The 17,690-nt window shown below is 72.4% G+C and carries 18 protein-coding genes; 13 read left to right on the forward strand and 5 right to left on the reverse strand.

Translation table 11 applies throughout. From position 1 onward, the window contains the following. Positions 1-56: 56 nt before the first annotated feature. Positions 57-1,196: a threonine aldolase family protein gene (locus ACH4PY_RS34415; protein ID WP_398192230.1), complete on the forward strand. Its 1,140-nt coding sequence runs from the start codon at positions 57-59 to the stop codon at positions 1,194-1,196. Positions 1,197-1,238: 42 nt separating this feature from the next. Here ACH4PY_RS34415 and ACH4PY_RS34420 read toward each other — a convergent pair whose 3' ends face one another. From ACH4PY_RS34420 to ACH4PY_RS34430, 3 genes are all read right to left on the reverse strand, one after another. Then, on the reverse strand, positions 1,239-2,210 hold the full coding sequence (locus ACH4PY_RS34420) for a zinc-binding alcohol dehydrogenase family protein (RefSeq protein ID WP_398192232.1): 972 nt from the start codon (positions 2,208-2,210) through the stop codon (positions 1,239-1,241). A gap of 144 nt (positions 2,211-2,354) precedes the next feature. Beyond that, the gene (locus ACH4PY_RS34425; RefSeq protein WP_398192334.1) at positions 2,355-3,041 is read right to left on the reverse strand and encodes a response regulator; all 687 of its coding nucleotides are present in this window, start codon (positions 3,039-3,041) and stop codon (positions 2,355-2,357) included. A gap of 31 nt (positions 3,042-3,072) precedes the next feature. Further along, positions 3,073-4,278, reverse strand: coding sequence for a sensor histidine kinase (locus ACH4PY_RS34430; protein WP_398192234.1), 1,206 nt, complete (start codon positions 4,276-4,278; stop codon positions 3,073-3,075). A gap of 384 nt (positions 4,279-4,662) precedes the next feature. On the opposite strand from ACH4PY_RS34430, the gene ACH4PY_RS34435 reads away from it, so the two are divergent. The 10 genes from ACH4PY_RS34435 to ACH4PY_RS34480 all read left to right on the forward strand — a co-directional run bounded on the left by ACH4PY_RS34435 (position 4,663) and on the right by ACH4PY_RS34480 (position 12,248). Then, positions 4,663-5,571 carry a Rossmann-like and DUF2520 domain-containing protein gene (locus tag ACH4PY_RS34435; RefSeq protein ID WP_398192236.1) on the forward strand — a complete coding sequence of 303 codons (909 nt, stop codon included), beginning with the start codon at positions 4,663-4,665 and terminating at the stop codon, positions 5,569-5,571. Beyond that, positions 5,568-6,413, forward strand: a complete 846-nt coding sequence (gene panC, locus ACH4PY_RS34440) for a pantoate--beta-alanine ligase (RefSeq protein ID WP_398192238.1) — start codon at positions 5,568-5,570, stop codon at positions 6,411-6,413. The genes ACH4PY_RS34435 and panC overlap by 4 nt, the downstream gene beginning before the upstream one ends. Then, on the forward strand, positions 6,410-8,146 hold the full coding sequence (locus tag ACH4PY_RS34445) for an L-aspartate oxidase (protein WP_398192240.1): 1,737 nt from the start codon (positions 6,410-6,412) through the stop codon (positions 8,144-8,146). The genes panC and ACH4PY_RS34445 overlap by 4 nt, the downstream gene beginning before the upstream one ends. A gap of 128 nt (positions 8,147-8,274) precedes the next feature. Beyond that, positions 8,275-9,303: a carboxylating nicotinate-nucleotide diphosphorylase gene (gene nadC, locus ACH4PY_RS34450; RefSeq protein ID WP_398192242.1), complete on the forward strand. Its 1,029-nt coding sequence runs from the start codon at positions 8,275-8,277 to the stop codon at positions 9,301-9,303. A 6-nt stretch (positions 9,304-9,309) separates the two neighbouring features. Further along, entirely contained in the window at positions 9,310-10,104 is a 795-nt protein-coding gene (locus ACH4PY_RS34455; RefSeq protein WP_398192243.1) for a type III pantothenate kinase, read from the forward strand. Positions 10,105-10,211: 107 nt separating this feature from the next. Beyond that, entirely contained in the window at positions 10,212-10,460 is a 249-nt protein-coding gene (locus tag ACH4PY_RS34460; RefSeq protein WP_398192245.1) for a hypothetical protein, read from the forward strand. A gap of 159 nt (positions 10,461-10,619) precedes the next feature. Further along, positions 10,620-10,793 (forward strand): hypothetical protein, encoded by a 174-nt coding sequence (locus ACH4PY_RS34465; protein ID WP_398192247.1) that lies wholly within the window; start codon positions 10,620-10,622, stop codon positions 10,791-10,793. A gap of 72 nt (positions 10,794-10,865) precedes the next feature. Further along, positions 10,866-11,261: a BlaI/MecI/CopY family transcriptional regulator gene (locus ACH4PY_RS34470; RefSeq protein WP_398192249.1), complete on the forward strand. Its 396-nt coding sequence runs from the start codon at positions 10,866-10,868 to the stop codon at positions 11,259-11,261. Between the two features lie 9 nt (positions 11,262-11,270). Further along, entirely contained in the window at positions 11,271-11,789 is a 519-nt protein-coding gene (locus tag ACH4PY_RS34475; RefSeq protein WP_398192252.1) for an amino-acid N-acetyltransferase, read from the forward strand. Between the two features lie 120 nt (positions 11,790-11,909). Continuing rightward, on the forward strand, positions 11,910-12,248 hold the full coding sequence (locus ACH4PY_RS34480) for an Lsr2 family protein (protein WP_031524250.1): 339 nt from the start codon (positions 11,910-11,912) through the stop codon (positions 12,246-12,248). On the opposite strand, the gene ACH4PY_RS34485 is transcribed toward ACH4PY_RS34480, so the two are convergent. Next, positions 12,179-12,793, reverse strand: a complete 615-nt coding sequence (locus ACH4PY_RS34485) for an SCO3374 family protein (RefSeq protein ID WP_398192255.1) — start codon at positions 12,791-12,793, stop codon at positions 12,179-12,181. The genes ACH4PY_RS34480 and ACH4PY_RS34485 overlap by 70 nt on opposite strands. Positions 12,794-13,233: 440 nt before the next feature. On the opposite strand from ACH4PY_RS34485, the gene ACH4PY_RS34490 reads away from it, so the two are divergent. Continuing rightward, positions 13,234-15,744 carry an ATP-dependent Clp protease ATP-binding subunit gene (locus ACH4PY_RS34490; protein ID WP_398192257.1) on the forward strand — a complete coding sequence of 837 codons (2,511 nt, stop codon included), beginning with the start codon at positions 13,234-13,236 and terminating at the stop codon, positions 15,742-15,744. Positions 15,745-16,071: 327 nt separating this feature from the next. Further along, positions 16,072-16,782: a M23 family metallopeptidase gene (locus ACH4PY_RS34495; RefSeq protein ID WP_398192259.1), complete on the forward strand. Its 711-nt coding sequence runs from the start codon at positions 16,072-16,074 to the stop codon at positions 16,780-16,782. A 54-nt stretch (positions 16,783-16,836) separates the two neighbouring features. Here the strand turns inward: ACH4PY_RS34495 and ACH4PY_RS34500 are convergent, their stop codons facing one another. Continuing rightward, a complete protein-coding gene (locus ACH4PY_RS34500) occupies positions 16,837-17,520 on the reverse strand; it encodes a TetR/AcrR family transcriptional regulator (RefSeq protein ID WP_398192261.1) in 684 nt (227 codons plus the stop codon). Positions 17,521-17,690: the final 170 nt, after the last annotated feature.

Raw genomic sequence — 17,690 nt, forward strand, 5'->3', positions numbered from 1 at the left:
CTCCGGGGTGATGGGCCGCTCGGGGCGCTGGCCCCTTCGTGGGGGAAGATCGGGCCATGGGTGAAAGTGAAGAGGAGGCGCGGCGGACCGCCGCGCTCAGGGCGTGCGGGCGCGTGCTCGCGAACCCCCCGCGGGAATCCGTCGCGGAGCGGCTCGCACGGCTCGTACGGGAGGGCTCGGAGGCGTACGACACCACCGAGCCCGTCGACCTCTACGGTGACGAGAAGAGCGTCGTCGGCGAGCTGGAGCGCCGCACGGCGGAACTGCTGGGCACGGAGGCGGCCGCGTACTTCCCGACCGGCACGATGGCCCAGCAGGTGGCCCTGCGGGTGTGGGCGGGCCGGACGGGCAACTCCCTGGTGGCCCTGCATCCGCTGGCGCATCCGGAGATGTACGAGCGGGACGCGCTGAGCGTGCTGACGGGCCTGCGGACCGTGCATCCGACGCGGGACCCGCGGATGCCCTCCGCCGAGGAGGTCGCGGATCTCGACGAGCCGTTCGGCGCGCTCATGCTGGAGCTGCCGCTGCGGGTCGCGGGCTATGTGCTGCCGACGTGGGACGAGCTGACGGCGACGGTCAAGGCGGCCCGCGAGCGGGACGCCGTCGTGCACTTCGACGGCGCCCGGCTGTGGGAGTGCGCGCCGCACTTCGGGCACACGCTCCAGGAGATCGCGGGCCTGGCCGACAGCGTGTACGTCAGCTACTACAAGTCGCTGGACGGCATCTCGGGCGCCGCGCTGGCCGGTTCGGCGGATTTCGTGGCGGAGGCCAAGGCGTGGCGGCACCGCTACGGGGGCCAGGTCTTCATGCAGTTCCCGGCGGTGCTCTCGGCCCTCGCGGGTCTGCGGGGCGAGCTGCCGCGGCTGCCGTCGTACGTGGCGCACGCCCAGGTCGTGGCCCGTGCGCTGCGCGAGGGGCTGGCGGCGGGCGGTGCGACGTGGCCGCGGACGTATCCGGACGCGCCGCACACCCACCAGTTCCAGGTGTGGCTGCCCTACCCCGAGGACGTCCTCAACCGGGCGGCGCTGGAGCAGGCCGAGGAGCGCCGCGAATCGCTCTTCGGGCGCTACCAGTTCTTCGAGCCGCGGCTGCCGGGCCTGTCGATGCTGGAGATGACGGTCGGCCGTGAGGCCCTGGAGTGGACGGAGTCCGACATCCACGCGGCGGCGGCCGACTTCGCGCGCCGTCTGCCCTGAGGGCTCGCCGCCGGCGGGGCGGATCCCGCCGGCGGCGCCCGCTCAGGCGCGCAGCAGCAGCTTGCCGGTCGTCGCCCGGGACTCCACCAGGCGGTGCGCCTCGCCCGCCTCGGCGAGGTCCAGCTCCGCGGTCACGGGCAGTTCGACGCCCCCGTCGAGCACCGTGCGGAAGGCCGCGTCGGCGAGTTCGCGCAGCCGTGCCGGGTCCTGCGCGGCCAGCCCCATGAGGGAGAAGCCCGCGACGGACTGGGCGGCGGGGTAGACGTCGGCGGGGCCGATCTGCCAGGGCGCGGCATTGCCGGAGTTGCCGAAGGAGACGAGCCGGCCGAAGCGCGCGGTGACGGCGAGCGTCCGGCGGAAGGTCTCGCCGCCGACCGCGTCGAGGGCGATGTCCACGCCCCGCCCGCCGGTCGCGGCGAGCACCTGCTCGTCGAAGTCGGTGGCGAGGAAGACCTGGTCGTAGCCGGACTTCAGGGCGTGCGGCGCCTTGTCCATGCTGGAGACGACACCGTAGACCGCCTTCGCCCCGCCCAGCCGGGCCAGTTGGCCGGCGACCGTGCCGACGCCGCCCGCGGCGCCCTGCACCAGGACGGTGTCGCCCTCGCGCAGCCGCGCGATGTCGTGCAGCACGCCGTACGCGGTCGGCATCACGGTCGGCAGGGTCGCCGCGGTGCGCAGGTCGAGCCCGGCGGGCACGGCGAAGGCGCTGGCGGCGGGTACGGCCGCGATCTCGGCGTAGCCGCCGCCGCGGACGAACGCGGCGACCTCGTCGCCCGGGGCGTGCTCCGTGACGCCCTCCCCGACGGCGAGGACGCGCCCGGCGACCTCCAGGCCGGGCCGGAAGGGCAGCGCGTCGACCTGGTAGCCCTTGGTGCGGGCCATGATGTCGGCGAAGTTGACGCCCGCGTAGGCGACGGCCACGGTGATCTCGCCGGGGCCCGGTTCCGGATCCGGCACCTCCACGAGCCGCAGCACGTCCGGTCCGCCGAACTCCTCGATGACGATCGCGCGCATGGCGCCTCCCCGTAGTCCTCGTCCGTCCACTGCGTCGCTTGTCTCGCAGCGGTGTCGATCAAACGCACCGGACTTCGCTTTTGATTCCGCGTCGGTCCGGGCCCCCTACCCGCTCCCGGGGCGGTTCAGCCCCGGGAGCCCGTGTCACAGCCCGCCGCCGCCCGCCCGCACCAGACCCGACTCGTACGCCAGGACGACCGCCTGCACCCGGTCGCGCAGGCCCAGTTTGGTGAGGATGCGGCCCACGTGCGTCTTGACCGTCGCCTCCGACAGCACGAGCTTCGCGGCGATCTCACCGTTCGACAGGCCTTGCGCGACCAGCAGCAGCACCTCGCGCTCGCGGTCGGTGAGCTTGTCCAGCTCCTTGTGCCGCGGCTCGGACTCCGGGGCGGGCAGCATGGGTGTGAAGCGGTCCAGCAGCCGCCGGGTCGTGCTGGGCGCCACGACCGCGTCCCCGCTGTGCACCGCGCGGATCGCGGCCAGCAGCTCGTCCGGGGGGACGTCCTTGAGCATGAACCCGGCCGCCCCCGCCTTGAGCGCGGCGAACGCGTACTCGTCCAGGTCGAAGGTGGTCAGGATGAGCACCCGCGGGCCGTCCTCGCGCTCCCGGTCGCCGCCGCAGATCCGCCGGGTCGCCTCCACCCCGTCCATCCGCGGCATCCGCACGTCCATCAGCACCACGTCCACCCGGGTGGCGCGCAGCACCTCCAGGGCCTCCGCGCCGTCGCTCGCCTCCGCGACGACCTCCATGTCCGGCTGCGCGGCCAGCACCATCCGGAAACCGGTGCGCAGCAGCACCTGGTCGTCCACGAGCATGACCCGGATTCCCATCACGTCCCCATCCGTCACTTCACGACTCCGTTCAGCGCCCGGTCCGCAGCGGAAGCACCGCGCTGATCCGGAAACCCCCGCCGGGCCGCGGCCCGGCCGTCAGCGTGCCGCCGACCATGCCGATCCGCTCCCGCATACCGATCAGGCCCTGGCCCAGGCCGTCCCGGCCGCCCTCCTCGTACAGCGCGTCCGCGCCGCCCCGCCCGTCGTCCTCGATCAGCAGATCCAGCTCCTGCTCGCCGAAGCCCAGCACGACACTCGCGCTGGCCCCGTCCCCGCCGTGCTTGCGCACGTTCGTCAGCGCCTCCTGGACGATGCGGTACGCCGTCAGCTCCACGCCGCTCGACAGCGGCCGGGCCTGCCCCGCGACCTCGAACCGCACCGGCAGACCCGCGCCGCGCACCTGGTCGATCAGGTCCGCGAGCTGGTCCACCCCCGGCTGCGGCACGTACTCGCCGCCCGCGTCGTCCCCCGCCCGCAGCAGGCCCAGCAGCCGCCGCATCTCCGCGAGCGCCTGCCGGCCGGTCGTGGAGATCGTGCTCAGCGCCTGCCGCGCCTGGTCCGGGGCGGCGTCCATGACGTACGCGGCGCCGTCCGCCTGCACCACCATCACCGAGACGTTGTGCGCCACCACGTCGTGCAGCTCCCGCGCGATACGCGCCCGCTCCGCCGCCACCGCGGCCTTCGACTGAGCCTCCCGCTCCCGGTGCATGCGCTCGGCGCGCTCCTCCAGCTGCGCGTAATACGCCCGGCGGGTACGCAGGCGGTCGCCGATCACCCACGACAGGGCGAAGATCACCGTCAGGAAGAACGTCTGGAGCAGCGTCGTCCAGATCGTCGAGTACTTGTCGTCCGGCGGCCACCGCGCCATCGCGATCGGCGTCGCCAGCAGCCCCCCGGTCAGCGCGACCCGCGAGGACCAGCGGGTGCCGGTCGCCGCGCACGTGTAGATGATCGCGAGCATCGCGGCGTCACCGGGGTTCGGCGCCTTCACGTCCAGTGCGAGCTGGGCCAGGCCCGTCGCGATCGCCAGCAGCAGCATGCGCTCGGGCGCGCGGCGGCGCAGCGCGACGACCGTGGCCAGGGCCATCGACAGCGGCACGGCGGCGACGCGCGCCGCGGGCGAGGGGGTCGCGTCCGCGGCGATCCACACGGCGCACACCATCAGGAGGACGACGGCCCAGAAGGTGTCGACCCCCGTCGGGTGGCGTCGGAAGAAGTCGTAGATGCGCTGCACATAACCCAGCGTAAGGAGCGTGGCGCTCCGCGGGGTCACCCCTCGGACCGATCCCACGTCCACCTTGGGGTGGACCCCGCCCCCGACCCCATACACCCGCGGGCGCCCCTTCGCGGGCGAGGGCATTCGTTTTTCAGGGGCGCGGGGAGTGCGCGACCAGCCCCCACGGCGGGAAGGTCGCGATGCCCACCGCAAGGGGCAGCTCGGGGTGACAAGGGGCGCGTGGGGGTACCCCCAGGCGAAGCTCTGGGGGTAACGGAGTGCTCAGCCCACCACCGGCAGAAGGTCGCGGCGCCCGCCGCAGGGGGAGTTGGGCGCGTCACAGAAGGGCGCCCCCCGCAGGGGGTTCGCGTAGGATTGACGAGAACCCGAGCGGGAGGCGACATGGTGGAGGAACGGCCGGGACGGCTGACCGTGGGGGTCGTGGGCGCGGGCCGCGTCGGCCCGGCCCTGGCCGCCGCGCTCGCACTGGCGGGGCACCGCCCCGTCGCCGCCTCCGGCGTGTCGGAGGCGTCCCGCCGGCGCGCCGAGGCCCTGCTGCCCGGCGTGCCGATGCTGGAGCCCGGCCAGGTGCTGGCGGCAGCCGACCTCGTGCTGCTGACCGTCCCGGACGACGCCCTGCCCGCCCTGGTGAGCGGCCTCGCGGAGACCGGCGCCGTACGCCCGGGGCAGCTGATCGTGCACACCTCGGGCCGGTACGGCACGTCCGTGCTGGAGCCGGCCCTGCGCGCCGGGGCCCTGCCCCTCGCGTTGCACCCGGCGATGACGTTCACGGGCACCCGGGTGGACGTGCAGCGGCTGGAGGGCTGCACGTTCGGGGTGACGGCGCCCGGTGAGCTGCGGCTGGCCGCGGAGGCGCTGGTCATCGAGATGGGCGGGGAGCCGGAATGGATCGCCGAGGAGGCCCGCCCGCTCTACCACGCCGCGCTGGCGATCGGCTCGAACCACCTGGTCACGCTGGTCGCGCAGGCGAGGGATTTGCTGCGTACCGCGGGTGTCGAGGAGCCGGGCCGGATGCTGGGCCCGCTGCTGGGCGCGGCCCTGGACAACGCGCTGCGTTCCGGTGACGCGGCCCTGACGGGCCCGGTGGCCCGCGGCGACGCCGGCACGGTCGCCGCCCACCTGCGCGAGCTGCGCGCCCACGCGCCCGAGGACGTGCCGTCGTACGTCGCGATGGCGCGGGCCACCGCGGACCGCGCGCTGGCCAACGGCATGCTCAAGGCCGAGTCCGCGGAGGCGCTGCTGGGCGCCCTGTCGGACGACCCCACCCACCGAGACGAGGGCACCGTATGACCGAGCTGGTCCACCACGCCGGGGAGCTGCCGCCCGCGGCCGCCGTGGTCATGACCATGGGCGCCCTGCACGAGGGGCACGCCTCGCTGATCCGCGCCGCCCGCGCCCGCGCGGGGGACGGCCGGGTCACGGTCACGGTCTTCGTCAACCCGCTGCAGTTCGGGCCGAACGAGGACCTGGACCGCTACCCGCGCACCCTGGACGCCGACGTGAAGCTCGCCGAGCAGGCCGGCGCCGACGTCGTCTTCGCGCCCGCCGCCGACGAGGTCTACCCCGGCGGGCAGCCGCGGGTGCGGATCGGCGCGGGGCCGATGGGCGAGGGCTTCGAGGGCGCGTCCCGCCCCGGCCACTTCGACGGCATGCTCACCGTCGTCGCGAAGCTGCTGCACCTGACGCGCCCGGCGGTCGCCGTCTTCGGGCAGAAGGACGCCCAGCAGCTCGCACTCGTCCGCCGTATGGTCACCGACCTGAACTTCCCCGTCGAGATCGTCGCGGCCCCGACCGTCCGCGAGGCCGACGGCCTGGCCATGTCCAGCCGCAACCGCTACCTGTCGCCCGCCGAGCGGACCTCGGCCCTCGCGCTGTCCCGCGCCCTGTCCGCGGGCCGGGACGCCGTACCGGACGGCCCCGCGGCCGCCGCGCGCGCGGCCCGTGCGGTCATGGACGCCGCCGCGTCGGCCGAGCCGCCCGTCGTCCTCGACTACTGCGCCCTCGTCGACCCCGCCGACTTCACCGAGGCGGGCCCCGGGCACACCGGCCCCGCCGTGCTCGCCGTCGCCGCCCGGGTCGGCAGCACCCGACTGATCGACAACATCCCGCTGGAATTCGGAGCCGCGTCATGACCGCATCGGGAGCCGGCCCCGCCGGCAGCAGCACCGGCATACGCCTGCACGCCCCGGCCCCGGGCTGGGCCATCGGCGCCGACGTCGTGGTCGTGGGCTCGGGCGTGGCGGGGCTGACCGTGGCGCTGCGCTGCGCCGCGGCGGGCGCGAAGGTCACCGTCGTGACCAAGGCGCACCTGGACGACGGCTCGACCCGCTGGGCGCAGGGCGGTATCGCCGCGGCCCTCGGCGAGGGCGACACCCCTGAGCAGCACCTGGACGACACGCTCGTCGCGGGCGCGGGCCTGTGCGACGAGAACGCGGTCCGCACCCTCGTGAGCGAGGGCCCCGGCGCGGTCCGCCGCCTCATCGCGACCGGCGCCCGCTTCGACTCCGACCCGGCGACGGGCGAGATCCTGCTCACCCGTGAGGGGGGCCACCACCGCAGCCGTATCGTCCACGCGGGTGGTGACGCGACCGGCGCCGAGGTCTCCCGGGCGCTCATCGACGCGGTTCGCGCGGCCGACATCGAGCTGATCGAGAACGCGCTCGTGCTGGACCTGCTGGAGGACGCGCGGGGCCGTACCGCGGGTGTGACGCTGCACGTCATGGGGGAGGGGCGGCGCGACGGCGTCGGGGCGGTGCACGCGCCCGCCGTGGTGCTGGCGACGGGCGGCATGGGCCAGGTCTTCTCGGCGACGACCAACCCGCCGGTCTCCACGGGCGACGGCGTGGCGCTGGCGCTGCGCGCCGGGGCCGAGGTCTCCGACATCGAGTTCGTGCAGTTCCACCCCACCGTGCTGTGGCTGGGCCCGGACGCCGAGGGCCAGCAGCCGCTGGTGTCGGAGGCCGTGCGCGGCGAAGGCGCGTACCTGGTGGACGCCGACGGTGTGCGCTTCATGGCCGGGCAGCACGAGCTGGCCGAGCTGGCGCCGCGCGACATCGTCGCCAAGGCCATCACGCGCCGCATGCAGGAGACGGGCGCGGAGCACATGTTCCTGGACGCCCGGCACTTCGGTGCGCGGATGTGGGAGGAGCGCTTCCCGACGATCCTGGCGGCGTGCCGCGCGCACGGCATCGACCCGGTCACCGGGCTGATCCCGGTGGCCCCGGCCGCCCACTACGCCTCCGGCGGTGTCCGCACCGACCTGCACGGGCGCACCACCGTGCCGGGCCTGTACGCGTGCGGCGAGGTCGCCTGCACGGGTGTGCACGGCGCGAACCGGCTCGCGTCCAACTCGCTGCTCGAAGGCCTGGTCTTCGCCGAGCGCATCGCCGACGACGTGATCTCCGCCGTGACCGGCGGCGGCGCGCGGGCCGCCGAGGCGGTCGTCCCGGAGACCGGCGGCGCCCCGCTGCTGGCCTCCGAGGCGCGCTACGAGGTGCAGCGCATCATGTCCGCGGGCGCGGGGGTGCTGCGCAGCGCCGAGTCGCTGACGGCCGCCGCGGGCGCCCTGGAGCGGCTGCACACCGCGGCGGTGGAGGCGTACGACCGCGAGGGCAAGACCGCCGAGCCGTGCGTCGAGACATGGGAGGCGACCAACCTGAGCCTGGTCGCCCGGGTCCTGGTGGCCGCCGCCCGGCGCCGTGAGGAGACCCGCGGCTGCCACTGGCGCGAGGACCGCCCCGAGCGTGACGACCGGGACTGGCGCCGGCACCTCGTCGTCCGGCTGACCCCGCACCGTACGCTCGACGTCCGCACCACCGGCGGGCAGGACTTCCCGCCGGTCGGCGGCGCGCGGGCGGACGGCTGAGTCGGGGATGATGGGGGCCGGGGGCGTCCGCCGCACCCGGCCCCGCACCGCCGTGGCCCGCTGCCGCCGATGTCCGCACCCCCCGCCGCCCGCCCGCGGCACCCGCACCGCCCGCCGAAGGAGCACCCGTGACCAGCCCCGACCGCCAGCCCGTCGCCCTCCCGCTGCCGACGATCGGCCCGCCGCAGGAAGCGGGCGGCGGCTGCGGGGACGGCTGCGGCTGCGGCTCCGCCGACTACGCGGACGACTACGGGCTGGACCCGCTGGAGTGCGGTCTCGACCCGGATCTGGCCGCGCTGATCGCCGAGGCCGGGCTCGACCCCGTACAGGTCGAGGACATCGCCCACATGGCCGTCGAGGAGGACCTCGACCAGGGCGTGGACATCACCAGCCTCGCGACCGTCCCCGAGGACTCCTTCGCGGTCGGCGACTTCACCGCCCGCGAGGCCGGCGTCGTCGCGGGCCTGCGGGTGGCCGAGGCGGTGCTGTCGGTGGTGTGCACCGACGAGTTCGAGGTCGAGCGGCACGTCGAGGACGGCGACCGGGTCGCGGCGGGCGACAAGCTGCTGACGGTGCGCACCCGCACCCGCGACCTGCTCACCGCCGAGCGCAGCGCCCTCAACCTGCTGTGCCGGCTGTCCGGCATCGCCACCACGACCCGCGCCTGGGCCGACGTCCTGGAGGGCACCCGGGCGCAGGTGCGCGACACCCGCAAGACCACCCCGGGCCTGCGGGCGCTGGAGAAGTACGCGGTGCGCTGCGGCGGCGGCGTCAACCACCGCATGTCGCTGTCGGACGCGGCCCTGGTCAAGGACAACCACGTGATCGCCGCGGGCGGTGTGGCGCAGGCCTTCCGGCGTGTCCGGGAGGAGTTCCCCGACGTCCCGATCGAGGTCGAGGTGGACACCCTGCACCAGGTGCGCGAGGTGCTCGACGCGGGCGCCGACCTCATCCTGCTGGACAACTTCACCCCGGCCGAGACCGCCGAGGCCGTCGCCGTCGTCGGCGGCCGGGCCTTCCTGGAGTCCTCGGGCCGGCTCACCCTGGAGACCGCCCGCGCCTACGCCGACACCGGTGTGAACTTCCTGGCCGTGGGCGCGCTCACGCACTCCGCGAAGATCCTCGACATCGGCCTGGACCTGCGAGCGGAAAGCTGAGGGCGGATGCTGCTCACCATCGACGTCGGCAACACCCACACCGTCCTGGGGCTCTTCGACGGTGAGGAGATCGTCGAGCACTGGCGCATCTCCACCGACGCCCGCCGCACCGCCGACGAGCTGGCCGTGCTGCTCCAGGGCCTCATGGGCATGCACCCGCTGCTCGGCGACCTGGGCGACGGCATCGACGGCATCGCCATCTGCTCCACGGTGCCGTCGGTGCTGCACGAGCTGCGCGAGGTCACCCGGCGCTACTACGGGGACGTCCCCGCGGTGCTCGTCGAGCCGGGCGTCAAGACGGGCGTGCCCATCCTCGTCGACCACCCCAAGGAGGTCGGCTCGGACCGCATCATCAACTCCCTCGCGGCCGTCCACCTCTACGGCGGCCCCTGCATCGTCGTCGACTTCGGCACCGCGACGACCTTCGACGCGGTGTCCTCGCGCGGCGAGTACGTGGGCGGCGCCATCGCCCCCGGCATCGAGATCTCCGTCGACGCCCTCGGTGTGCGCGGCGCCCAGCTGCGCAAGATCGAGCTGGCCCGGCCGCGCAGCGTCATCGGCAAGAACACGATCGAGGCGATGCAGTCCGGCATCCTCTACGGCTTCGCCGGCCAGGCGGACGGCATCGCCGAGCGGATGGCCCGCGAGCTGGCCGCCGACCCCGACGACGTCACGGTCATCGCCACGGGCGGGCTCGCCCCGCTGGTGCTGAACGAGGCGTCGATCATCGACACGCACGAGCCGTGGCTGACGCTGATCGGCCTGCGCCTGGTGTACGAGCGCAACGTCCCCACCACGTAGCGGGAGGTCCGGGCGACGCACCCGGCGGAAGGGGTTGCGGGCAATTTGTCCGCTTAGCACTTAAAGTCCAGGCAACGACGACGTACCGACAGCGTCTGGAGGCCCCTATGCCCGCGCCGCGCCGCCCGCTCACCCTCCCCGGTCCGTCCGCCGCCGACCAGCCCAAGCCCGCCCCGAAGCCGGGCCCGGGGGCGCCCCGGCCCACCGGCCCGCAGCCGCCCGCCCCCGAGCCGGGCCGCCGTACGCCCACGCCCGCCGAGATCTGGCCGCCGCGGCCCTCCCGCCCGGAGCCCCCGGCGAAGGACGCCGGCGCCCCCGGGAGCCCGCTCCCCGCGGGTCCGGCCCCCGCGATCTGACCCGCCCGCCCCGCGCCCGGGACTTATCCCGGGTATTGGCCCCGCATTCACCGTGCGGGGCCGCGGGGCGGCGGGCTTTTCCCGCACTCTTCCGCCCTCCCGGGCGGTGTTGGCGCACCCGTATGCAGGGCGCACGGGAGGCGTGGCTACTCTGGCCGTATGGACTACGTTTCCGCGATCGTTCCCCCGCTGGTGATGGCGATCCTCTTCACGTGTGTGATCGTCACGATCGTCAAGCACCAGGGCGGCGCCCAGGCCAGGGAGGACGCGGCGGTCGACGCGGCTTTCTCCCGCGCCGAGGCCGCCCGCCAGGCCGCCGACGAGGACCGCTGACCGGCCCCTGACCCACCCCCGACGGGTCCGCATTCCGGGCATTCGGCCATACCACCGCTTAGTATTCCGAGTGTGCCCCGGCCATTGGGAGACCTCGAAGACGCGGTCATGACCCGGGTGTGGGAGTGGAACCGTCCGGTCACTGTTCGTGAGGTTCTTGAGGACCTTGCGCAGGACCGCACGATCGCCTACACCACGGTGATGACCGTAATGGACAACCTGCGCCAGAAGGGCTGGCTGCGCAGGGAGGCCGATGGCCGCGCTTATCGCTATGAGGCGGTATCGACGAGAGCCGCATACTCCGCCGCACTGATGAACGAGGCATGGTCGGCGAGCGACAACCCGGCCGAGGCGCTGGTCCACTTCTTCGGCATGATGTCCCCGGAACAGCGTGAAGCGGTGCGGGACGCAATGCGCATCATCCAGTCCGTCGACCCCTCGGGTCCGCCCGATGCGGAAGGGCGATAGCGTCCGTCCATGCCCCTCGTGTCGAATGACGTGACCATCCGCCGTGCCCGCACCGCGGATGTCCCCGCCGTGCGGCGGTTGCTGGACGCGTATGTGCGCGACGGCATCCTGCTGGACAAGGCGACGGTGACCCTTTTCGAGGACATCCAGGAGTTCTGGGTCGCCGAACGCGACGAGGACGCCTCCGTGGTGGCCTGCGGCGCCCTGCACGTGATGTGGGAGGACCTGGCCGAGGTCAGGACGCTGGCCGTGGACCCGGCGCTGCGCGGCGCGGGAGTGGGCCACCAGTTGCTGGTGAAGCTGCTCCAGACCGCGCGCTGGCTGGGAGTCCGCCGCATTTTCTGCCTCACGTTCGAAGTGGACTTCTTCGCGAAGCACGGCTTCCGCGAGACCGGGGACACCCCGGTGGACGGCGATGTGTTCGGGGAGCTGCTCCGTTCCAATGACGAGGGCGTCGCCGAGTTCCTGGACCTGGAGCGCGTGAAACCGAACACCTTGGGCAACAGTCGCATGCTGCTGCAACTGTGACGTTCCGGTTTGTCCGGATCGCACTGTCTCGGGCGTCCGTCTTCGCGCAAGGGGTTTGTGTTTTCCCGGGAAAGGCGCTTTGCTTTTACCGTTAATCCGTTTTCGATGAAAGGGAAGCCGGTGGCACAGAAGGTTCAGGTCCTTCTCGTTGACGACCTCGACGGCGGTGAGGCGGACGAGACGGTGACGTTCGCACTCGACGGCGTGACGTACGAGATCGACCTCACCACGGCGAATGCCGACAAGCTGCGCGGGCTGCTCAACCCGTACACGGACAGTGGCCGCCGCACCGGTGGCCGTGCCGGGCGCGGGCGTACCAAGGCGGCGCGCGGCGCGGGCGCCTCGGGGCCCGACACCGCGAAGATCCGCGCGTGGGCGAAGGAGAAGGGCTACGAGGTCAACGACCGCGGCCGGGTGCCGGCCACGATCCGCGAGGCGTACGAGAAGGCCCACGGCTGATCCTGCGCACGCGCCCGCAGCGCGATCCGGTGGCAGGCCGTCGCGGCGGCGGCGACGAGGGCCGGAAGGCCGATGGGCACCCCCGATCCATCGGCCCCGCCGGCCGCGCCGGTGACGTGCAGCGCGGGCAGTGTGGTCTCGACGTCGACGCCCGGCCGAGGGGGCCGCAGCCACACCGGTGCCGACCGGTCGTATGCGGCCTCCCGGCGGCCCCACTCGGGGTGCGCCGGCGCCCGCATCACCCGCCCCGCGCCCAGTGCGGACAGGTCCAGCGGGATGCCGCCCCAGTCCAGCCATTCCAGCAGGCCCGGCAGCTCCTCCGCGGAGCCCGCCGCGACCAGCAGCCGCACCCGGCGCCCGTCGAGCGCCACGGGCCCCAGCGCGCCGGGCCGGGAGAAGCGGCCGAGCAGCGCGTACCCCGCCTCCGCGGGGACCTCCAGCGCGTCGAAGCGCACGCCGGTGACCAGCCCCGGCACCGCCGCCCCCGCGCCCGCCCCGGACGTCTCGGCCACCGGCCAGCCCAGCTCATCCTCGTACCAGCCCATGCACGGGCAACTTCCCCGCCGCGGCGGAGTTACGCTTCGTGCGCGTACGAATGCATGCCGTAGGGGGTCGGCGGGCCGGAGGGCGGCGCGAAGTGTTCGCCCGGACGCAAGACTGTTCGCCCGTAGCGCACACCTGACCGACATCCGGTGTGGACTGTCGGTCGCGCAGGGTAAGAAGTACCTAGTGGGAAGGGATGGTGCCGCGATCGGCGGGGCAGGCGTTCGCCACGGGCGTATTAGAGAAAGAGGTATTCGCCTGGCCTGCGGGAACATCGTCTCGCACCATCGAGGTTGTGGGAGTGACGTCAGCCGGTGGCGCAGCTTTCCCCGTCGCAGCGGGGGTCGATACGTGAGCGGCGCCGCTGTGCGGGACTAGCATGCGGAAGGACAGGGAGGGGACCGACCCCTCACTGCCCTACCGCTCTGAGGAGCGATTAACGATGTTCGAGAGGTTCACCGACCGCGCGCGGCGGGTTGTCGTCCTGGCTCAGGAAGAAGCCCGGATGCTCAACCACAACTACATCGGCACCGAGCACATCCTCCTGGGCCTGATCCATGAGGGTGAGGGTGTCGCCGCTAAGGCCCTGGAGAGCCTCGGGATTTCTCTTGAGGCGGTCCGCCAGCAGGTGGAGGAGATCATCGGCCAGGGCCAGCAGGCCCCGTCCGGCCACATCCCCTTCACCCCCCGGGCCAAGAAGGTCCTGGAGCTGTCGCTCCGCGAGGCTCTTCAGCTGGGTCACAACTACATCGGCACCGAGCACATCCTGCTCGGCCTGATCCGCGAGGGCGAGGGCGTCGCCGCCCAGGTCCTGGTGAAGCTGGGCGCCGATCTGAACCGGGTGCGGCAGCAGGTCATCCAGCTGCTCTCCGGTTACTCGACGGGCAAGGAGTCGGCCACGGCCGGCGGGCCGGCCGAGGGCACCCCCTCGACCTCGCTCGTCCTGGACCAGTTCGGCCGGAACCTGACCCAGGCCGCAAGGGAGACAAAGCTCGACCCCGTCATCGGGCGAGAGAAGGAAATCGAGCGGGTCATGCAGGTGCTGTCCCGCCGTACCAAGAACAACCCGGTGCTCATCGGCGAGCCCGGTGTCGGCAAGACCGCGGTCGTCGAGGGCCTGGCCCAGGCGATCGTCAAGGGCGAGGTCCCGGAGACGCTGAAGGACAAGCAGCTCTACACCCTGGACCTGGGCGCCCTGGTCGCCGGCTCCCGTTACCGCGGTGACTTCGAGGAGCGCCTGAAGAAGGTGCTCAAGGAGATCCGCACCCGCGGCGACATCATCCTGTTCATCGACGAGCTGCACACCCTGGTCGGTGCCGGCGCGGCCGAGGGCGCGATCGACGCGGCCTCGATCCTCAAGCCGATGCTGGCCCGCGGCGAGCTGCAGACGATCGGTGCCACCACGCTCGACGAGTACCGCAAGTACCTGGAGAAGGACGCGGCCCTGGAGCGCCGCTTCCAGCCCATCCAGGTCGCGGAGCCGTCGCTGCCGCACACCATCGAGATCCTCAAGGGCCTGCGCGACCGGTACGAGGCGCACCACCGCGTGTCGATCACCGACGAGGCCCTGGTCGCCGCCGCCACCCTGGCCGACCGCTACATCTCGGACCGCTTCCTGCCGGACAAGGCGATCGACCTGATCGACGAGGCCGGCTCCCGGATGCGCATCCGCCGGATGACCGCGCCGCCGGACCTGCGCGAGTTCGACGAGAAGATCGCCGAGGTGCGCCGGGAGAAGGAGTCCGCGATCGACTCGCAGGACTTCGAGAAGGCCGCGTCCCTGCGGGACAACGAGAAGCAGCTGCTCGCCGCGAAGGCCAAGCGGGAGAAGGAGTGGAAGGCCGGCGACATGGACGTCGTCGCCGAGGTCGACGGCGACCTGATCGCCGAGGTCCTCGCCACCGCCACCGGCATCCCGGTCTTCAAGCTGACCGAGGAGGAGTCCTCCCGGCTGCTGCACATGGAGGACGAGCTGCACAAGCGGATCATCGGCCAGAAGGACGCCGTCAAGGCGCTCTCGAAGGCGATCCGCCGCACCCGCGCCGGTCTGAAGGACCCCAAGCGTCCCGGTGGCTCGTTCATCTTCGCCGGCCCGTCCGGTGTCGGTAAGACCGAGCTGTCCAAGGCGCTCGCCGAGTTCCTGTTCGGCGACGAGGACGCGCTGATCTCCCTCGACATGTCGGAGTTCAGCGAGAAGCACACAGTCTCGCGGCTGTTCGGCTCCCCGCCCGGATACGTGGGCTACGAGGAGGGCGGCCAGCTCACCGAGAAGGTGCGCCGCAAGCCGTTCTCCGTGGTCCTCTTCGACGAGGTCGAGAAGGCGCACCCGGACATCTTCAACAGCCTGCTGCAGATCCTGGAGGACGGTCGCCTGACCGACTCCCAGGGCCGGGTCGTCGACTTCAAGAACACGGTGATCATCATGACCACCAACCTCGGCACCCGCGACATCTCCAAGGGCTTCAACCTGGGCTTCGCCGCCCAGGGCGACACGAAGTCCGGCTACGAGCGGATGAAGAACAAGGTCAGCGACGAGCTCAAGCAGCACTTCCGCCCCGAGTTCCTCAACCGTGTGGACGACGTCATCGTCTTCCCGCAGCTCAGCCAGGACGACATCCTGCAGATCGTCGACCTGATGATCGGCGCGGTGGACGAGCGGCTGCGCGACCGCGACATGGGCATCGAGCTGAGCCTGGAGGCCAAGGAACTGCTCTCCAAGCACGGCTACGACCCGGTGATGGGCGCCCGGCCGCTGCGCCGGACGATCCAGCGGGAGATCGAGGACACGCTGTCGGAGAAGATCCTCTTCGGCGAGCTGCGTCCCGGCCACATCGTGGTCGTCGAGGTCGAGGGCGAGGGTGACGCGGCGACGTTCACCTTCCGCGGCGAGGAGAAGGTGACGGTGGCCGACGCCCCGCCCGTCGAGACGCCGAACCTGTCCAAGGAGGGCTAGCCCTCCGGCCCCTTCGGGGGCCCGAAAGCCCCGGCCCGGGACCTTGAGCAAAGGTCCCGGGCCGGGGCTTTTCGCGTGCCCGGCCGGTCTTTTTCCGGGGCCGGATCGGGGCCCCGCGGTGAGCTGACCCACGTGACGTGGATTACGTACGAAAGGGATTAGTAGGCCGTACCGCAAGGCCTTGCGGGAGAGTGCTGCTATTTGTCCGTTTTACGACGCTCGGTAGGAGGTGGGGTGTTTGCCCCACCGGGTTCGTGCGGGTTACCAAGGTGGAGCACGGGCTGACCCCGGCTCGTCGCAACCCCCACCCCGTGAGGATTTTCCTGCATGCGTAAGAACTCGACGATGAAGAACCGCGCCGCCACCGTGACCCGTGGCCGTGCGGCCGTGGTGACCGGCGGTCTGGTCGCGGCGCTCGCGCTGGGCTCGACCGCAGCGTTCGCCGCCGGCGGCGCGCACGAGGCGGCGCCGGCTCCGGCTGCCGCGAGCGCCACCTCGGTCGCGGACGTCCTGCAGAAGCAGGCGACGGGCCAGAAGGACGCCGCCGCGCAGACCGTCGCCAAGGCCAAGGCCGACGCCGAGGCCAAGAAGCACGCGGCCGAGAAGGCCGCCGCGGACCGTGAGAAGCGGATCGCCGGCTGGATGACGCCGACCGAGAAGTTCACGATCGGCGCGGGCTTCGCGAAGGCCGGCCCGCACTGGGCGCACAAGCACTCCGGCCAGGACTTCGTGGTGCCGTCCGGCACCTCCGTCCGGGCCGCGCACACCGGCACCGTCGTGACGGCGGGCTGGGGCGGCGCGTACGGCAACAACATCGTGATCAAGCACGGTGCGCACCTGTACACCCAGTACGGCCACCTGTCGAAGATCGGCGTGCACGTGGGCGAGAAGGTCATCACCGGCGAGGAGATCGGCAAGTCCGGCTCCACCGGTAACTCGACCGGCCCGCACCTGCACTTCGAGGTCCGTACGACCCCGATCTACGGCTCCGCGGTCGAGCCGCTGCACTTCCTGCGGACGCACGGCGTGAACGTCTGACGCACCCCGCGGACCTGCACCGGACGCTGATACGTCAACCGGGCGCGGGACGGGTCAACTCGTAAGAGTGCTGCCCGTCTCCGCCTGGGCGACAAGATCGAGGGCGACCTCGAGGATGGCCATGCGCTTCTCCTCGGGGTCGCCCTCGACGTTCTGCATCACGAACATCCCGGCGTGCATCGAGAACAGCGCGGTGACACTGCGGACCTGCGCCGGCAGCGGTGCGCCGGGGTCCTTGAGCAGGTTGCCGAGCGCGGACATGCTGCTCTTCATCCGCTCGCCGATGTTCAGGTCCCGGACGGTGGCCTGGTTCTCCTGGACGAAGCGGAAGAAGTTCGTGGACTTCCACAGGATGTCGCTGTACCGGCGCAGCAGCTCCTGCTTGGTCGCCAGCGTGCGCGGCTGCCCCTCGGCCCAGTTCACCAGGTCCTCGACCGGCGTCGTCAGGTCCTCGGCGATGCTGGTGATGATGTCTTCTTTGGTCTTGAAGTGGTAGTAGAGCGCCGCCTTCGTGACGTCGAGGCGTTCGGCGATCTCCCGCAGCGAGGTCTTCTCGTAGCCCTGCTCGGCGAACAGCTCCAGCGCGATCTGCTGGATGCGCCCGCGGGTGTCGCCCCTGCGCTGGTGCGCGTGGGCGTGCGTGGGCGCGTGGGCGGGCTGCTCCCGCGTATGGGCCGCGTGGCCGTGCTGCTCCTGCGGGTGGGCGTGGGCGTGCTGCTCCTGCTGCGGTGTGCCCATGATGACCGTCGCTCTCCTGCTGTGTGACCCTCCGCCGGGAGGGGGACGGGCTCGACAGCCCTCACGGTAGGGCCTGCCTGCCAGGCTACGCACTTACTTGACGCCCGGCTAGTTAGCACCGTACCGTGCTCATACGACAATGTGCTAGCCGGGCGGCAAGTAAGTACCGC

Source organism: Streptomyces sp. NPDC021224 (assembly GCF_044332905.1).
Classification (GTDB): Bacteria; Actinomycetota; Actinomycetes; order Streptomycetales; family Streptomycetaceae; genus Actinacidiphila.